Here is a 15,695-nt window from a genome sequence, read left to right as displayed (position 1 = left end):
GCTTAACGCACTATAGAGAGGAAAGGAAAACGCTGACTATCGTCCTTATGGACGAGATGCCTCAGGCTGTGCGCTGCGCCACAGCGCCAGCCCGCCGGCGTCGCGCGGGTAGCGCCGCAGCGGGGCCAGCACCTCGGAGAAAAAGGCGTAGTAGCCGGCGCACAGCCGGTTATAGCCGTCCGGCCCCAGATGCGCCGGGCAGCCGCCCTGGCACACCATCTTCACGCTGCAGCGCTGGCACTCGCGCCGTACGCTCTTGCGCCGGCCGAAAGGCAGCGCGCGGGCGGCATCCGCCAGCGTCGCCAGCTCATCGCCGGCGTTAAAGCGCCCCAGCCGGTGGGCCTCGTCAATCAGGTGATCGCAGGCGTAGACGCCGCCGTCCTGCTCCATCACCAGGTTGCCGCCGCAGCGCGCCGCATGCACGCAGTCGGGGCTGACCTGGGTGAAATACTGCGCGTAGACGTGCTCAATATTCATCACAAACACCCGCCCCACGTCGCCGCGCTGCCGCCAGCGGCGGTAGATATCGCGCATAAAGCGCCCCCAGTTGGCCGCGCTGAGGCTATAGCCGCCCGCCGGCGCGTCGCCCTCCAGCATCAGCGGTTGAAACTGCAGAAAACGCGCCCCCAGCGCCGTCACCTGGTCATACAGCGCCGCGGCGGCGTCGGCGACGCCGTCGTGCACCACCACCAGCAGGTTAAACGCCACGCCGTGCTGCTGCAGCAGCGCAATACCGCGCAACGCAGCGTCATAGCTGCTGTTGCCGCGCCGGTCCGGACGATGGGCGTCCTGCGTCTGACGATCGCCGTCCAGGCTGACGCCGATAATAAAATTATGCTCTCTGAACAGCCGGCACCAGGCGTCGGTCAGCAGCGTGCCGTTGGTCTGCAGACTGTTGCTGACCATCACGCCCGGCGGCGCATAGCGGCGCTGCAGCGCCAGCGCCCGTTTATAGAAGCCGATGCCCGCCAGCAGCGGTTCGCCCCCCTGCCAGACAAAGTTGATCTCCCGGCTGTAACGCGGCTGGGCGGCGATGTACTGGCGGATAAACTGCGCCAGCAACGCATCGTCCATCCGCCTAGGCCTGTCGCCGCGCTGCGGATAGTAGCAGTAGCGGCAGGCCAGATTGCAGCCGGCGCCGACCGGTTTCACCAGCAGGTGGAACGGCGCGGCGGCGCGGGCTACGCCGCTGACCGGGATTTGTCGCGCCCGCAGCGCATCGATATTCATGGCGCCTCCGCCAGCGGCTGGCGGGTCGCCGGATCGATACCGATATAATGGCCGTCGGCATCCACCCCGAGGTAGTCCACCATCTTGCCTGTTGCTTCAATCACCATCCCCTGCCGGGCATAGCGCTGATAGGCCGCGCTGAGACGTTTGACCATCTCCGGGTGCTCGGCGGCCAGATCGCGGGTTTCCAGCGGATCGTCGTGCAGATTGAACAGTCCCCAGGGCGCGCTGGCGGCCTGCGGGCCGTTTTTCACCAGCCGGCGCAGCTTCCAGTCGCCGTCGACATAGGCCGCCTGATTGTGCAGCTCCACGGCGTAGTTGAGCCGCGGCGCCGCCTGGGCCTCGCCGCTGAAATAGCGTTTGAAACTGACGCCGACCATCGGCAGCGGCGCCTGTTTTTTCAGCGGCTTGGCGGCGTCGATGCCGGCAAATTCATACAGCGTCGGCGCAATGTCATAGATCGCCATCGGCGTACGGTCGATGGTGCCATGCTGCTGCAGCTGCGGGGCGGCAATAATAAAGTCGGTATTGATGCCGCCCTGTCCGCTGGTGGTCTTATGGTAATTGGCGTACGGCGCGTTGCTGACGTTAGCCCAGTGCGGGCCGTAAGCCACAAACGACCCCTTACGGCCGATATTGGCGTAACTGTTGTCAAACTGACGCCAGTAGTCCGGCTGCGAGCCGTAATAGAAGCCCTGCGCCGGGTTGGCGCCGTTGTCGGTCAGGAACAGCACGATGGTGTTCTTATCGCGCCCGGTCTGTTTCAGGGTCTGCATCACCTTGCCGATCTGCGCGTCCATATTGGCGATCATCGCCGCATACACCTGCATGGTTTTCGCCGCATACTTTTGCTGCTGCGGCGTCATCGCCTGCCATGCCTTATCCAGCGCCAGCGACGGCAGCGGCGTATTGTCGTTAATGATACCCAGCGCCTTCAGCCGCTTGATGCGCTGCTGATAAATCGCCTGGTAGCCGGCGTCGTATTGGCCGTCAAACCTGGCGATCCAGTCATCCGGCGCCTGCAGCGGATCGTGCGGCGCGGTAAACGCCAGATAGGCGAAAATCGGTTTATCCTGCGGCGTGTCATCGATCCACTGCGTCAGCTGGCGGGCATAGGCCTCGCTGGAGTAGAAATCCTGCGGCAGCGACACCCGCTTGCCGTTCAGGGTATAGAAGGTGTGAAACGCCTCGACGGTGCCGAGCGGTTTCGCATCGTTAAAATGACTGGTTCCGCCGCCCATAAAGGCGAAAGCCCGTTCAAAACCGCGATCGGTCGGCCGCGCGCCGTCGGAGTAGCCCAGGTGCCATTTCCCCGCCATCATGGTGGCGTAGCCAGCGTCGCGAAAGCGCTCCGGCAGCGTAACAACCCGATCCGTCAGGCGCATTTCATAGCCCGGACGCGCAATGGTGTTCTGATACCACCACATAGCGCCCATTCCCGTCTGCTGGTTGGTGTTGCCGGTCATCAGCATCGACCGCGCCGGCGCCGACATCGGCGAGGTATAAAACTGGCTCATGCGTACGCCCTGCTCTGCCAGCGCCTGCAGATTGGGCGTCGGGATTTCGCCGCCAAACGGCGTGATGTCGGAATAGCCCATATCGTCCGCCACAATAATCAATACGTTGGGCCGTTCGCCCGGCGCGCTATGCGCCAGGCCTGACACCACGCTGCTCAACGCCACTGCCACCACTTTTCTTTTCATCGCCATTTCGCTCCTGAAGCATCATCATTTTTTCTTCTTAACGGCCTGCGGAAAATTGCCGGTATACTTTTTCATCAGCCGTAATTTTCGAGTGTAGAAAGCAAAAGAAATTTTTGACTATCGTTCTTAAGGACGAGGGAAAAACGGCATCGTCAGCGGCGGTAGCGTCACGCGCAGCGCCGCATGCGATCGCCCGCAGGGCAGAAAATCGGGTGAAAATTCAGAGAACAAGCGGCGAAAAACTTTATTAATGTTTTAATAAAAAGGCAGGATTCACGCATTAGAAACGTGACAATTACCGCTCTGGCTCATTGTTATTTATGTAGTTTATTGCAAGCCACCTCACGTTGTTAATATGTTTTTATTGTGTTGCATAATTGCGACAACTATGCTGTTATCGTTCACATATTAACCGATCCCCACTACGCACAATAGTGCCCGGATCCCGGCGGTCGCGCCGGCGAGCTAAGGGCGATAAAGGGAGGGCAGGACATTATGCAGACACCATCAGCGCCCGCGGCGAACGATGCCTTTATTGCCAGTTGCCTGAACACCATCGCGCATCTTATTCCCGTTTCCGCCGGCGTGTTTTATTTGGTCAACAGCCAGTTAAAACCCGAGCATTATATTTTGCAGGGCATTTCCGCCAATACGCATCGGCAATATTTGGCAGATTTCCAGCATATTGATCCGATGAAACCGGCCAACTTTCATCGGCACGATATTACCATGGTAAATATGACGCCGGCGGCCATCGCCAATAACCGCCAGTATTACCATGATTTTATGTTGCCGAATAATATGCGCGATATGACCGAAATCTTTATTCGCCAACGCAAGCGCATCGTCGCCGGGGTGTCATTAATCCGTGATACGCCGTTTACCGCGCTGGAACGCGGCCGGCTGCACGCGGTGCTGCCGCTGATTGAGCTGGCGACGCGCGACCTGCTGCCCGAGGGCGAAGCGCAGCTGCTGACCGCCAAAGAGCAGGAAATTGTCAACCTGGTGCGCGAAGGCGCCAGCAATAAACGCATTGCCTTAAAGCTGGGTATTTCGCTCTCCACGGTGAAAACTCATATGCGCAATATATTTTCTAAAACCGCAGTGGTAAACCGCACCGAATTGGTGTCCAGCGGATTTATCGCCCAGGGATAATAGGTTCCGCCGCCAGCCTGGCGAAATACATTGCCGTTATTATCGTCAGCCGCAATAAAATCATAGCCAGCCATAAGGATATATTTATGTCCAGCGATGCCTTTTCCGCGCCTGCCCAGCGGGCGGTGCTGCCCTGCCCGCCAAAGCTGCTGATCGCCATTATCGCCTTCGCCGCCATCGCACCCGGCGTGCTGATGACCGCGCCGGCGATCGCCGCGCAGCTGGCCGCTGAATGGCGTCTGACGCCTGCGCAGATCGGCCGGCTGTTCGCCTGCGAGCTGGGGGCGATGAGCCTCGCCACGCTGCCGGCCTGGTGGTGGATGAGCCGCATCAACTGGCGTCGGGTCGCCTGGCTGGCGGCCGGCGTCTTTCTGCTCGGCAATCTGGCCTCGGCGCTGGTCAGCGGCTTCGGCCCGCTGCTGGCGCTGCGTTTTATCGCCTCGCTGGCGGGTGGCACGCTGATGATTCTTTGCATTACCTGCGCCGCCGGCGTCAGCAACGCCAGCCGGGTTTATGCCTGCTGGGTGCTGGGCCAGCTGGCGCTGGGGGCGATCGGCCTGCTGGCGCTGCCGCCGCTGTTTGCCCAGTTCGGCCTGATGGCGGTCTACCTGCTGCTGGCGGCGCTGATGCTGTGCTGCCTGCCGCTGATCGCCGCCTTTCCCGACGGCTACCGACCGGCGCCGCAGACGACAACGTCCCGCCGCCCCGCCCCGGTCGCGCGCAAGCTGTGCGCGGTGGCGGCAGTACTGTGCTTTTATATCAGTCTGAGCGCGGTCTGGACGTTTATCGGCAATATCGGCGCCGCCGCCGGGCTGTCGGCGGTGCACGGCGGCCAGGTGCTGGCCATCGCCACGCTGTTCGGCATCGCCGGCGCCAGCGTGGCCGCGCTGACCGGTGACCATCGTCAGCGACAGCGGCTGATGGTCTTCGGCTACCTGCTGCTGCTGACCAGTATCATGCTGCTGTTCGCCACCCCGCAGCTGGCGCGCTTTGCCGCCGCGGCGGTGCTGTTCAAATTCACCTGGACCTTCGTACTGCCGTTTATGCTGGCGGCCGTCGCCGGGCTGGATAACAACGGCAAACTGATGAACGGCATCAACCTGGTCATCGGCGGCGGCATGGCCATCGGTCCGCTGCTGGCCGGCTATCTGCTGCAATTTTTCGGCGGCTTCGGCGCGCTGCTCGGCGGTGCACTGAGCTGCGCCCTGCTGTCGCTGCTGCTGATCTCGCTGGCATCCCGCGCGCCGCGCGCGCCCTTTAACAAGGAGTCTGCAACGTGAAAAGAAACACCGGCTTTTTCTTCGATGAACGCTGCTTCTGGCACAGCACCGGGCTGCACGCCACCACGCTGCCGGTCGGCGGCTGGGTGCAGCCCCCCGCCGGCGCCAGCCATGCCGAATCGCCGGAAACCAAACGGCGGATGAAAAACCTGATGGACGTCTCCGGCCTGTCGCGTCAGCTGCAGCTGCGCAGCGCCGAACTGGCGGACGAACAGGACCTGCAGCGTATTCACCCGCCCCACTATCTGCAACGCTTCAAGCAGCTGAGCGACAACGGCGGCGGCCTGCTGGGTGAGGAAGCGCCGCTCGGCCCCGGCAGCTACGAAATCGCCAGGCTGTCCGCCGGGCTGGCCTGCAGCGCGCTGGAGGCGGTGCTGCGCGGTGAGCTCGACAACGCCTATTCGCTGTCGCGGCCGCCGGGCCACCACTGCCTGCCGGAACAGTCGATGGGCTTCTGCTTTCTGGCCAATATTCCTATCGCCATCGAACGCGCCAAACAGAGCTGCGGCCTTGATCGGGTGGCGGTGATTGACTGGGACGTGCACCACGGCAACGGCACCCAGCACATCTACTGGCGGCGCGACGACGTGCTGACCATTTCGCTGCATCAGGACGGCTGCTTCCCGGCCGGCTATGCCGGCGAGCAGGATCGCGGCGCCGACGCCGGCCTGGGTTATAACCTCAATATTCCGTTGCTGGCCGGCGCCGGCGACGACAGCTACCTGTACGCCATGCAGCGCATCGTGCTGCCGGCGCTGGCGCAGTTCCGCCCGCAGGCGATAATTATCGCCTGCGGCTACGACGCCAACGCGATGGATCCGCTGGCGCGCATGCAGCTGCACAGCAACAGCTTCCGCGCCATGACCGCACTGGTGCAGGAGGCCGCCGACCAGCTGTGCGACGGCAAACTGCTGCTGGTGCATGAGGGCGGCTATGCCGAGTCCTACGTGCCGTTTTGCGGGCTGGCGGTAATGGAGCAGTTGAGCGGCGTCCGCACCGAGGTGCAGGACCCGCTGCTGGCCTTTATTCAGCAGCAGCAGCCGCGCGCGGACTTCAACCGCTTCCAGCGTGAAGCCCTCGACCAACTGGCGCGACAATTCGACCTATAATCAAAGAGGAACACTCACAAGGGGACGGTATGTCGCAACAACAGGTCAGCTTTATCAAGGGGCAGCGCGGTGATATCGCGCTGCATGACTGGCAGCATGACGCGCCGCGTTTTCTGGCGCTGCTGGTACACGGCTACGGCGAGCATCTGGGCCGTTACCACTACGTGGCGCGCACGCTGCAGGATCTGGGCGCACGCGTCTTCGGCCCGGACCATCTCGGCCACGGGCTGTCGCAGGGCGAACGGGTGCTGATTGAGGATTATGAGGCGGTGGTCGACGATGTGCGGCAGGCCGTCGGGCAGATTCGCCGTCAGCATCCCGATCTGCCGCTGGTGGTCATCGGCCACTCGATGGGCGGCATGATCGCCACGCGCTACGTACAACGCTTCGGCGACGACGTCCGGGCGCTGGTGCTGTCCGGCCCGCTGCTGGGCGAACATACCGCCATCGGCGATCTGCAGGACATGGAGACCATCCCCGATACGCCGCTGGACGTCAGCACCCTGTCGCGCGATCCGGCGGTCGGCGTCGCCTATCAGGCCGATCCGCTGGTGTGGCACGGGCCGTTCAAACGCCCGACGCTGCAGGCGATACGGCGGTTTCTGGCGACCATCGACGCCGGGCCGGGCTTCGGCGCGCTGCCTACGCTGTGGCTGCACGGCGGCGACGATCGTCTGGTGTTAAGCGAGGAGAGCCGCACCACCCTCGAACGGCTGCGCGGCAGCGATTTCCACACCGAGATCCTGCCCGGCGCCCGCCATGAAATTTTCCATGAGATCGACAAAGATCGGACGCTGCAGCTTGTCAGCGCGTTTATCCAACGCACGCTGCGCTAGAGGAAAAGCCGGCCCCACGGGGCCGGTCTGTCAGCCGTTCACTACCGCCAGGTAGTGCTTTACAAAGCGATCGGAGGTGATGTCCCAGCGTACTCTGGCGCCCTTGGGCGCAAACCAGGCGTCGCCGGCCTGATACTGCACCGCTTCACCGCTGGCTTCATCGGTCAGCGTCACCGTGCCTTCCCACACCGTCGCATGCTCGGCAAACGGATACTCCATCACAAAGCTGCCGCGGGTGCAGCTGAACACGCCGCAGCTCAGGTTGTCGTCGGGCGCGCCGTCGATCATCGCCACGCTGACCGTCGGTTCGCCGGCAATCACCGTCGCCCCCAGGTTGCTGACGCTGCCGATCTCCGTCAGCGCCGGCAAGGGTTGTTTAAGCAGAAGTGGTTTCATTTTGGTTTCCTCTGGTTGTAATAACGGTTAACGGCGTCCCTTCCAGTAACCGGACGTCTGGTGCCACATTTTGCCGGCGGAGGTTATCACCCGGCGCAGCTTGTCCTTGCCGAAGATATCCACATGCGGGATTGAACTCATCAGTGCGTAGCGCTCGGAGCCTTCCGCCATGCCCTCCGCCAGCACCTTGCAGACGATATGGCTGGGGGTGACGCCGAAGCCGGAATAGCCCTGCACGTAAAACACATTGTCGTGCGCCGGCAGCGTGCCGATTTGCGGGAACAGATTGGCGCTGCAGCACAGCGGCCCGCCCCAGGCCATATCAATCTTCACGTCATGCAGGTACGGGAACACCTTCAGCATCAGGTTGCGGTTCCAGGCTTTCAGATCGGCGGGAATATACTCCAGCAGCCGCGTGGCGCTGCCGAACAGCAGACGGTTCTCATTGGTCACCCGGTAGTAGTCGATCACCGGACGAATATCGCTGTAGGCACCGCGGATCGGGCTGATCCGGCGGATCAGCGCCTCCGGCAGCGGCTCGGTCGCCAGCTGAAACGCGTAGGTATTAATGGTTTTGCGGTGGATGGCCGGCTCCAGGCCGTTGAGAAAGCCGTTGCAGGCCCACAGCATTTTATTGGCGCGTACCGAGCCCATCGCGGTACGCACCCGAATGCGCGGGCCGTACTCTACCGCCAGCACGCTGCTGTTTTCAAAGATCTTTACGCCGTAGTCGCCCAGCGCTTTGGCTTCCCCCAGCAGCAGGTTCAGCGAGTGCACATGGCCGCCACCCATATGTTTCAGCGCGCAGGTGTAGCTGTCGGAGCCGACCACCTGCTTCACCTCCGCGCCGGTGTACAGTTCAATCTCTTCGTCCGGCGCCACCGCCTGAAACTCCTTCAGCCAGGCGCGCAGCGTTTTCTCCTGGCGCGCATTGCTGCCCAGGTAGCCGTAGCCAAAGCAGAAGTCGGCGTCGATGGCGTATTTACTGATGCGATCGCGGATAATGCCGGCGCCCAGATTGCTGATGCGGAAAATGGTTTCCAGCCCCTGCGGGCCGACGTGACGTTTGATCTTCTCCAGATCGTGGCCGATGCCGGCCATCACCTGCCCGCCGTTACGACCGGTGCCGCCGTAGCCGAGGTGGCGTCCTTCCAGAATGGCGATATTGGTAATGCCTTTTTCCGCCAGCTCCAGCGCGGTATTGATGCCGGAAAAACCGCCGCCGACGATCACCACGTCAACGTCCAGGTCCTCTTCCAGCACCGGAAAACGCAGATCGTATTTTTTGGTCGCCGCGTAGTAGGTTAACGATTCGATATTGTTGTTCACTGCCGCACTCCCCTGATCCAGACCCTGACGGCGATTATCAGCGGGCGGCGGCGGCGCGGCCATGTCCCTTTAGGGATATTTTAACTATTTTATAACATCATGCGCTGTGCGACAGCGTGGGGCCGAGCAGCAGGCTGAACAGTTCGGCCTGCGAACCGATGCCCAGTTTACCGTAGATGTTTTTACGGTGATTTTTCACCGTGCCCAGGCTGATAAACAGCCGCTCGGCAATCTGCGGCGAGCCTTGCCCGGCCAGAATTAAATCAACGATTTCACGCTCGCGCGGGGTCAGCGTTGCGCGCGCCGTCGCGCCGCGATCGCACGGCGTGGCCGGCGCGGCATCCGGCGCCACATCGCCGTGCAGACGCGCCACGCTGCGCACCAACATCAGCGCTTCGCGCAGCTCTTGCTGCCGTGGCTGACGCAGCGCCACCGTGCGCCGTGAAGAACCGAAAAACACCCCCAGCCGGCGCTGCGGCGTCAGCTGCAGCACAATGCCCGCTTCGTCGCGCCAGCCGGTTTTACGGTAAAAATTGCGGTAGTAATCGCTGTGGTAGAAACCGCGCGGAGCCAACTGGCGCAGCGTGAAGATATCCCCCTGCCGCCCGTCGTTCAGCGCGTGATAAAACGGATCCTGCAGATAGGCGCCCTGCTGATAGAGCGCGTTCACCCGGTCGCTGTTCTCTTTTTCCGCCTTCAGCAGGCAGCACGGCGGCCGATCCTGCTCAAAGGCGTACACCAGCGCATTATCGAACGCGAAGAAGCGTTCCAGGTAGGCCAGCAGGTGCGGATAGAAATGGCGGGTCGCCACAGCGTCAATCACCGTCGTCAGTCTGGCAAGCTGAATATCCATCCGCGCCTCCGAGTATTAACAGGTTAACAATCTGCGCCTGGCGCGGCCCGAAAATCAGCGGGCGGCCGGAAAGTAATAAAAAGCATCTCACTGCTTGAAATGCAAGCCGGTAAAAGCAGGCGTGTTAAATCAGTCACAACTTGCCCGCCCGGCTGAAAGGCGCATTCATTAATATATTAATGCTATGACGATTGAAGGCAGAAATAGTTATGTATGCCGGATAGGTATTTTTATACGTGGCCTATGTCAGCAATGTGTAATCAGAATTGCCGTAAACGTACAGTATTTCTCTGTCACTGAGATAAACGGCAATTGCAGGGGCCGTAGGCGCGCCCCCTGCGCCCGCGCTTAGGCACGTTCAGCCTGCTTCGCAGGTACCGTGCCAATTAACTATGAGCTTTGACGTTAAAAAACTAAATCTATAAAGCTGTTGCATGGCAAGAAATCGTGGTTCACGCCGCCGGGCTGAATTATGCTGGCGTTTTGCCGTTCGCCAAGGAGCCATGCATGACCCTCACCATTGCCAACCGCCACACCTGGTTCGGCCAGGGCGCCATCGGACAGTTGATCCCGCAGCTGGAGCAGGATCCGCAGCCCACGCTGCTGTTCAGCTGCCGCTCGTTTCTCAATGGCCCGATATACGCCTCGCTGGCGCTGCAGCTCGATCCGCTGCTGATCGGCCGGGAGATCGTCAGCCATGAGGCCTCACCGCAGGAGCTGGACCAGTGGGTCGCACGCTGGCGCGGCCAGGCGGCGCGGGTGGTGGCCATCGGCGGCGGCAGCGTGATCGACGCCGCCAAGGCATTCTCAGCGCTGGTGGAACACCCGCTGCCGACGCTGCGCTATATGGAAAAGGTGGGCGACACGCCCATCAGCGGCGCCACCCTGCCGCTGATCGCCATTCCCACCACCGCCGGCACCGGCAGCGAAGTCACCCAAAACGCGGTAATCACCGATACCCGCGTCAAACAGGTTAAAGCCTCGCTGCGCCACGCCAATTTTGTGCCGCAGACGGCGATCCTCGATCCGCAGCTGCTGCAGGGCGCGCCCGACCACGTGCTGGCCTACTGCGCGATTGACGCTTTCACCCATCTGTTCGAGGCCTACCTGTCAAAAACCGCCAGCAGCCTGACGCGCGAGCAGTCGCTGAGCGGCATACGCCTGTTCCTCGACGCCTGGCCGGCGCTGAACCGCAGCGACGATGCGCGCGAGGCCATTATGCAGGCATCCTATCTCGGCGGCCTGACGCTGAGCAGCGCAGGTTTGGGCGTGATCCACGGCATCGCCGGCGAGGTAGGCGCACTGCGCGACTACCATCACGGCCAGGTGTGCGGCCGCCTGCTACTGCCGTTCCTGCAGTTGCTGGCAGAGAGCCAGCAGCCGCAGCAGCGCCGGCTGATGCAAGAGCTGGCCGGGCGGCTGTTCCCGCAACATCCGGGCAGCCCCGAGCATTACCTGAGCGACTTCATCACCGAACACGCCATCGCGCCGTTCTGGCAGGAACCGCTGGCTCTGACGGCGGACGAGCTGCGCATCAGCGTGGAGAAGTCCAACAGTAAAAATTCGCTGCTCGACTACTCCGCCCGGCAGCGGCAACAGATGATAGAGGCGGCATTCCATATCGAATGAATATATAATTCGATCAAGGAAATAGCGGAGAAGTAACATGAGCATTATCGACTGGATTTTGACCGGCATCGCCGTAGGCCTGATTGTCGGCGCGCTGATCAAACTCTTCGGCAAGAAGAAAGATCGGTAAACCTTAAAGCGGGGGAGCAACGGCTTGATACATCGGCCTTTGTTTCCCCGCAGATGCCTCAGCCGCCCGGCCGAGGCGTCGGGTAGTCTTCCTCAATACGCAGCGCCGCCGCATACGGGCTGTCCCACAGTTGCTGATACAGCTGGTCCAGCCGCGCGGTCAGCGCATCGTTATGCAGCACCAGCTCCAGATTTCGCGAATTATCCAGATAACCGCCGCTCCAGTTGCTGGTGCCGACCCAGGCAAGCCGCTCATCAATGGTCATGATTTTGCTGTGGATCACCCGGGCATAGGGAATAAACCCGCTGCCGGCGGCGGGAATGGTCACCACTTTCAGCTGTACGTTCGGCAACAGCGCCAGACTCTTCAGATAAGCGATCTCCGGCTTTTTGGTGTTCCAGTCCGCCACCATCAGCTCCACCTGGACGCCACGCGCCGCCGCGCCGCGCAGGGCGTTGTCGATAACCGCATAATAGGGGCGGCTGCGCCCCGGCCCGAAGGAGAGCGGCGCATACTCCATCACCTGTACCCGCACCCGCCGCTGCGCCGCCGCCAACAGCCGCGGCAGCTCGCTCTGCGTATCGGTCACCCCCGGCGGCACATACGCGCGCGGGCTGGCGAGCAAATAACTGTCCGCCGGCGGCGCCGGCTGATAGGTCAACGGCGGCACCGGCTGCTGCTGCGCCTGCAACGCCTGCGCCTGCCAGTCCTGCTCAAACACCGCCTGTATCTGGCGCACCACGCCGGCATCGCTGACGCGCAGCCCGACCTCATGAATATGCTCCAGCGCCCGCCAGTCAAAATTCTGGCTGCCGACAAACGCCTGTTCGCCGTCCACCAGCAGGTATTTGGCGTGCATAATGCCGCCGCTCAGCGGCTGATAGTCCAGCACGCGCAGCGCCAGCTGCGGGATCGCCGCCAACTGTTCCAGCGTATCCGCCGCCGAATTACGCAGCCCCTTGCGCTCCAGCAGCAGGCGGATTTTCACCCCGCGCTCGCCGGCGCGGCGCAGCTCCGCCAGCACCGCATCCAGCCGGCTGCCGGGCTGGTTCATCACATAAAACTGGGCGATATCGATGCGCTGCCGCGCCTGGGCGAACATCTGCCGCCAGACTTCGGCGCTGTCGCGCAGGTCATCATTCTGCAGGCAGGTTTCTACCGGCGCGCTGTACACCAGCTCATAGCCGGGCACGTCAAAACGCGCATTGGCGGCATCGTGACTCATAATCAACGGGTAACTCCATAGCGGCGTAAAACTGACGGCCATTAGGCATAACCTCATCTTATTCTGTCAAGTCGGGCTGAATATTTATGGAGCAAATATTTTCTTTATTAACTATCAAACAATCATAATTATTAATAAACATGCGGATTATTAACATCGCCCCCAGGAAAATTAATGAAATACTGAGGCATTCCAATATTTCATCCTAGAGTAATTGATTAGTCATTTTGATACATTCTGGAACGTATCCGCCGGACAAAAATAGAACATCAATAAAGAAACGATGAGAAATAAGGATAAAGGATGAAAGAACATAACCCTGACGCTACGCCAGATACCCGCAGCGATCGGCAAATAAATAAACCGTCTGCGTTTGACAAGAAAATAGCCAGAGGCGCTGCCCGCTACCATAAGCTCAATAGTGACTATTCATTCTTCTTCAGCAAAATAAGCGGCTATGACGATAACAACAAAGCCTGGATCTACAGTGAAGGCAAGCGCAAACTTAATTTCTGCACTTACTCCTATCTGGGTCTGTTAAAACATCCCGCTATCGAAGCAGCGGCGCTGAGCGCACTCAAACAATACGGCACCGGCACCCACGGCGTACGCCTGCTCGGCGGCAACCTGGATATTCACGAGCGGCTGGAACAGCGCATCGCCGGCTTCTTTGGCCGTGAAGCCGCATTAACCTTCAGCTCCGGATTTATGACCAACCTGACGGTGATCGACAGCCTGCTCGGTAAGGGCGACGTGATTTTTTGCGACGAACTTAACCACGCCAGCATTATCGACGGCTGCAGAATCGGTAACGCGCAGGTCGTGAGGTTTCCCCATAACGACATGCAGACCCTCGACCAACAGCTGGCGGCCGCGCCGCCGCAGGCGCGCAAGCTGATTATTATCGATGCCGTCTACAGCATGGAGGGCGATCTGGCACCGCTGGATACACTGATCGCCCTGCGCGACCGGCATCCGAATACCCTGCTGATGGTTGACGAAGCGCACAGCCTCGGCGTGCTGGGTGCCAACGGCAAAGGTATTGAAGAGCACTTCGCCTGCCGCGGCCAGATCGACATTCTGATGGGTACGCTGAGCAAAACGCTGCCCGGCCAAGGCGGTTTTATCGCCGCCACGCAGGCGGTTATCCACTACCTGCGCATGACCGCCCGCGGCTTTATCTTCAGCGCCGCGCTCTCGCCAATCACCACCGCAGCCATGCTAGCGGCGTTTGACGTGCTGGAGCAGGAAGGCCCGCAGCGGCGGAAAAAGCTGATGGAAAACATCACCTATTTTGTCGCAGCGTTGCGCAGAGAAGGGTTTGAAGTCAGGGCGGAGCAGGCGGCGATCGTACCGATTATGATCTACAGCGAAAGCCAGGCCTTTGCGATGGCGCAATACTGCCACCAGCGGGATATTTACGTGATGCCGGTGGGGTATCCGGCAGTGTCCAAAGGCCTTGAACGCTTACGGATGAACGTCACATACCACCACAGCAAAGACGATCTCGACCTGGCGCTGCAGGTGCTGTGCGCGGCAAGAGAGGCGGTGGCGCCGTAAAGCCAGGCGTCTTGCCCGCAAAAAAATGCCGGTCAGTTCGCACCGACCGGCATTCTATCGTTTATGACTCAGCGAACGTGGCTCAGTTCACTTTCACCGGCATGCCGGAACGCGCTTTGATCGCCGCGTCGACTTCGCTCTGGTTGACGCCGCTGTCCATCAGCACCTTGCCAACCGCCGGCGACAGCATCACCGGCACCGGATCTTTCGACTTCAGCTGCTCTTCGTTGGCGGAAAGCGGGTTGTGCACTTCCAGATAGCGGCTGCCGTCCGGCTCGACCGAGGCTTTCACCGGCTCATTGATAAACTGCACGCGCGTGCCGACCGGCACGTTATCGAACAGGTATTTGATATCGTCGGCGCGCAGACGCACGCAGCCGTGGCTGACGCGCAGGCCGATGCCAAAATTGGCATTGGTGCCGTGAATGGCGTACAGGCGGCCGATATACAGCGCATACAGCCCCATCGGGTTATCCGGGCCGGCCGGGAACACCGCCGGCAGGATTTCCCCTTGCGCCGCATACTCTTCACGCATCTTGGCGGTTGGCGTCCAGGTCGGGCCGTCTTTCTTGCGATGCACGCTGGTGACCCAGTTCATCGGCGTGTCTTTACCCAACTGACCGATGCCGATCGGCAGCACCACTACGGTGTTGGTGCCCTTCGGGTAGTAGTACAGACGCATTTCTGCGCTGTTGATAATAATGCCCTGACGCGGCGTATCCGGCAGAATCAGCTGCTGCGGGATGGTCAGCGTGCTGCCAGCCTTCGGCAGGAAGGGATCGACGCCCGGGTTGGCTTCCAGCATATTGCTCAGCCCCATCTGGTACTGCGCGGCAAAACTTTCCAGCGGCAGCTTGCTGTCCTCAGGGACCTGGATCTGGATATTCTCCCCCACCAGACGGCTGTCTTTGGCCGGCAGAGGGTAAACAACGGCGAGGGCGGTCTGGCTGAACGCCACCAGGGCCGTAAACAGGGTTAATAACGCGCGAATGCTCATGTTTATCTTCGTGTTGGTTTGGTGGGCCGCACTGGCAATATCGGTCAAAATTCTCTCCGGCCTGTAACAGCCGGATGCGCATTATATGTTCACTTAAGCAAAAGTGTGAAATTTTCACGCCGATCGGCACGCATTTTTTCATCACTATCGGCCGCGCAATCCCTATCCCCGTATCGCCATCCCCCACCAGACGCCGTTCACACGCCGCTGTTCCGCCCCTCAGAAATCACCGCCTTGTTTAGCCAGCCGTCACCCAACAGGCA

The 15,695-nt window shown here is 60.9% G+C and carries 13 protein-coding genes; 6 read left to right on the top strand and 7 right to left on the bottom strand.

What is annotated here, in order from left to right:
* Positions 1–45 precede the first annotated feature (45 nt).
* Both TAN611_RS03085 and TAN611_RS03080 read right to left on the bottom strand, forming a co-directional pair.
* Positions 46–1,230 (bottom strand): anaerobic sulfatase maturase, encoded by a 1,185-nt coding sequence (locus TAN611_RS03085; RefSeq protein WP_105229641.1) that lies wholly within the window; start codon positions 1,228–1,230, stop codon positions 46–48.
* Positions 1,227–2,933, bottom strand: a complete 1,707-nt coding sequence (locus tag TAN611_RS03080; protein WP_203067746.1) for an arylsulfatase — start codon at positions 2,931–2,933, stop codon at positions 1,227–1,229. Before TAN611_RS03080 ends, TAN611_RS03085 begins: the two co-directional genes overlap by 4 nt.
* 495 nt (positions 2,934–3,428) lie before the next feature.
* Here TAN611_RS03080 and TAN611_RS03075 point away from each other — a divergent pair, with 495 nt between their 5' ends.
* The 4 genes from TAN611_RS03075 to TAN611_RS03060 all read left to right on the top strand — a co-directional run bounded on the left by TAN611_RS03075 (position 3,429) and on the right by TAN611_RS03060 (position 7,313).
* Complete coding sequence (locus TAN611_RS03075) at positions 3,429–4,088, top strand: LuxR family transcriptional regulator (protein WP_105229640.1); 660 nt, start codon at positions 3,429–3,431, stop codon at positions 4,086–4,088.
* Between the two features lie 86 nt (positions 4,089–4,174).
* Positions 4,175–5,368 carry an MFS transporter gene (locus TAN611_RS03070; protein WP_203067281.1) on the top strand — a complete coding sequence of 398 codons (1,194 nt, stop codon included), beginning with the start codon at positions 4,175–4,177 and terminating at the stop codon, positions 5,366–5,368.
* The gene (locus TAN611_RS03065; RefSeq protein WP_203067280.1) at positions 5,365–6,477 is read left to right on the top strand and encodes a class II histone deacetylase; all 1,113 of its coding nucleotides are present in this window, start codon (positions 5,365–5,367) and stop codon (positions 6,475–6,477) included. Before TAN611_RS03070 ends, TAN611_RS03065 begins: the two co-directional genes overlap by 4 nt.
* Positions 6,478–6,506: 29 nt before the next feature.
* Positions 6,507–7,313, top strand: coding sequence for an alpha/beta hydrolase (locus TAN611_RS03060; RefSeq protein ID WP_203067279.1), 807 nt, complete (start codon positions 6,507–6,509; stop codon positions 7,311–7,313).
* Between the two features lie 30 nt (positions 7,314–7,343).
* Here TAN611_RS03060 and TAN611_RS03055 read toward each other — a convergent pair whose 3' ends face one another.
* From TAN611_RS03055 to TAN611_RS03045, 3 genes are all read right to left on the bottom strand, one after another.
* Positions 7,344–7,709: a cupin domain-containing protein gene (locus TAN611_RS03055; protein WP_105229636.1), complete on the bottom strand. Its 366-nt coding sequence runs from the start codon at positions 7,707–7,709 to the stop codon at positions 7,344–7,346.
* 27 nt (positions 7,710–7,736) lie between these two features.
* The gene (locus TAN611_RS03050; protein ID WP_111738117.1) at positions 7,737–9,038 is read right to left on the bottom strand and encodes an FAD-binding oxidoreductase; all 1,302 of its coding nucleotides are present in this window, start codon (positions 9,036–9,038) and stop codon (positions 7,737–7,739) included.
* 97 nt (positions 9,039–9,135) lie between these two features.
* Entirely contained in the window at positions 9,136–9,891 is a 756-nt protein-coding gene (locus tag TAN611_RS03045; protein ID WP_197951228.1) for a LuxR family transcriptional regulator, read from the bottom strand.
* Between the two features lie 507 nt (positions 9,892–10,398).
* On the opposite strand from TAN611_RS03045, the gene TAN611_RS03040 reads away from it, so the two are divergent.
* On the top strand, positions 10,399–11,520 hold the full coding sequence (locus TAN611_RS03040; RefSeq protein ID WP_203067278.1) for an iron-containing alcohol dehydrogenase: 1,122 nt from the start codon (positions 10,399–10,401) through the stop codon (positions 11,518–11,520).
* A 188-nt stretch (positions 11,521–11,708) separates the two neighbouring features.
* On the opposite strand, the gene TAN611_RS03035 is transcribed toward TAN611_RS03040, so the two are convergent.
* On the bottom strand, positions 11,709–12,875 hold the full coding sequence (locus TAN611_RS03035; RefSeq protein WP_203067277.1) for a phospholipase D-like domain-containing protein: 1,167 nt from the start codon (positions 12,873–12,875) through the stop codon (positions 11,709–11,711).
* 303 nt (positions 12,876–13,178) lie between these two features.
* Here TAN611_RS03035 and TAN611_RS03030 point away from each other — a divergent pair, with 303 nt between their 5' ends.
* Positions 13,179–14,435, top strand: coding sequence for an aminotransferase class I/II-fold pyridoxal phosphate-dependent enzyme (locus tag TAN611_RS03030; protein WP_105229633.1), 1,257 nt, complete (start codon positions 13,179–13,181; stop codon positions 14,433–14,435).
* 82 nt (positions 14,436–14,517) lie between these two features.
* On the opposite strand, the gene TAN611_RS03025 is transcribed toward TAN611_RS03030, so the two are convergent.
* Positions 14,518–15,438 (bottom strand): L,D-transpeptidase family protein, encoded by a 921-nt coding sequence (locus tag TAN611_RS03025; RefSeq protein ID WP_172606353.1) that lies wholly within the window; start codon positions 15,436–15,438, stop codon positions 14,518–14,520.
* Between the last annotated feature and the right edge of the window lie 257 nt (positions 15,439–15,695).

Source organism: Serratia sp. Tan611 (assembly GCF_905188235.1).
Classification (GTDB): Bacteria; Pseudomonadota; Gammaproteobacteria; order Enterobacterales; family Enterobacteriaceae; genus Serratia_B; species Serratia_B rhizosphaerae.
This window is presented reverse-complemented; position numbering and strand designations above follow the sequence as displayed.

Bases quoted from the DNA above. Each gene is read 5' to 3' on its own strand.
- TAN611_RS03040 (WP_203067278.1), top strand. From the start codon at position 10,399: ATGACCCTCACCATTGCCAACCGCCACACCTGGTTCGGCCAGGGCGCC.
- TAN611_RS03030 (WP_105229633.1), top strand. From the start codon at position 13,179: ATGAAAGAACATAACCCTGACGCTACGCCAGATACCCGCAGCGATCGG.
- TAN611_RS03035 (WP_203067277.1), bottom strand. From the start codon at position 12,875: ATGAGTCACGATGCCGCCAATGCGCGTTTTGACGTGCCCGGCTATGAG.
- TAN611_RS03085 (WP_105229641.1), bottom strand. From the start codon at position 1,230: ATGAATATCGATGCGCTGCGGGCGCGACAAATCCCGGTCAGCGGCGTA.
- TAN611_RS03075 (WP_105229640.1), top strand. From the start codon at position 3,429: ATGCAGACACCATCAGCGCCCGCGGCGAACGATGCCTTTATTGCCAGT.
- TAN611_RS03045 (WP_197951228.1), bottom strand. From the start codon at position 9,891: ATGGATATTCAGCTTGCCAGACTGACGACGGTGATTGACGCTGTGGCG.
- TAN611_RS03060 (WP_203067279.1), top strand. From the start codon at position 6,507: ATGTCGCAACAACAGGTCAGCTTTATCAAGGGGCAGCGCGGTGATATC.
- TAN611_RS03080 (WP_203067746.1), bottom strand. From the start codon at position 2,933: ATGAAAAGAAAAGTGGTGGCAGTGGCGTTGAGCAGCGTGGTGTCAGGC.
- TAN611_RS03055 (WP_105229636.1), bottom strand. From the start codon at position 7,709: ATGAAACCACTTCTGCTTAAACAACCCTTGCCGGCGCTGACGGAGATC.
- TAN611_RS03070 (WP_203067281.1), top strand. From the start codon at position 4,175: ATGTCCAGCGATGCCTTTTCCGCGCCTGCCCAGCGGGCGGTGCTGCCC.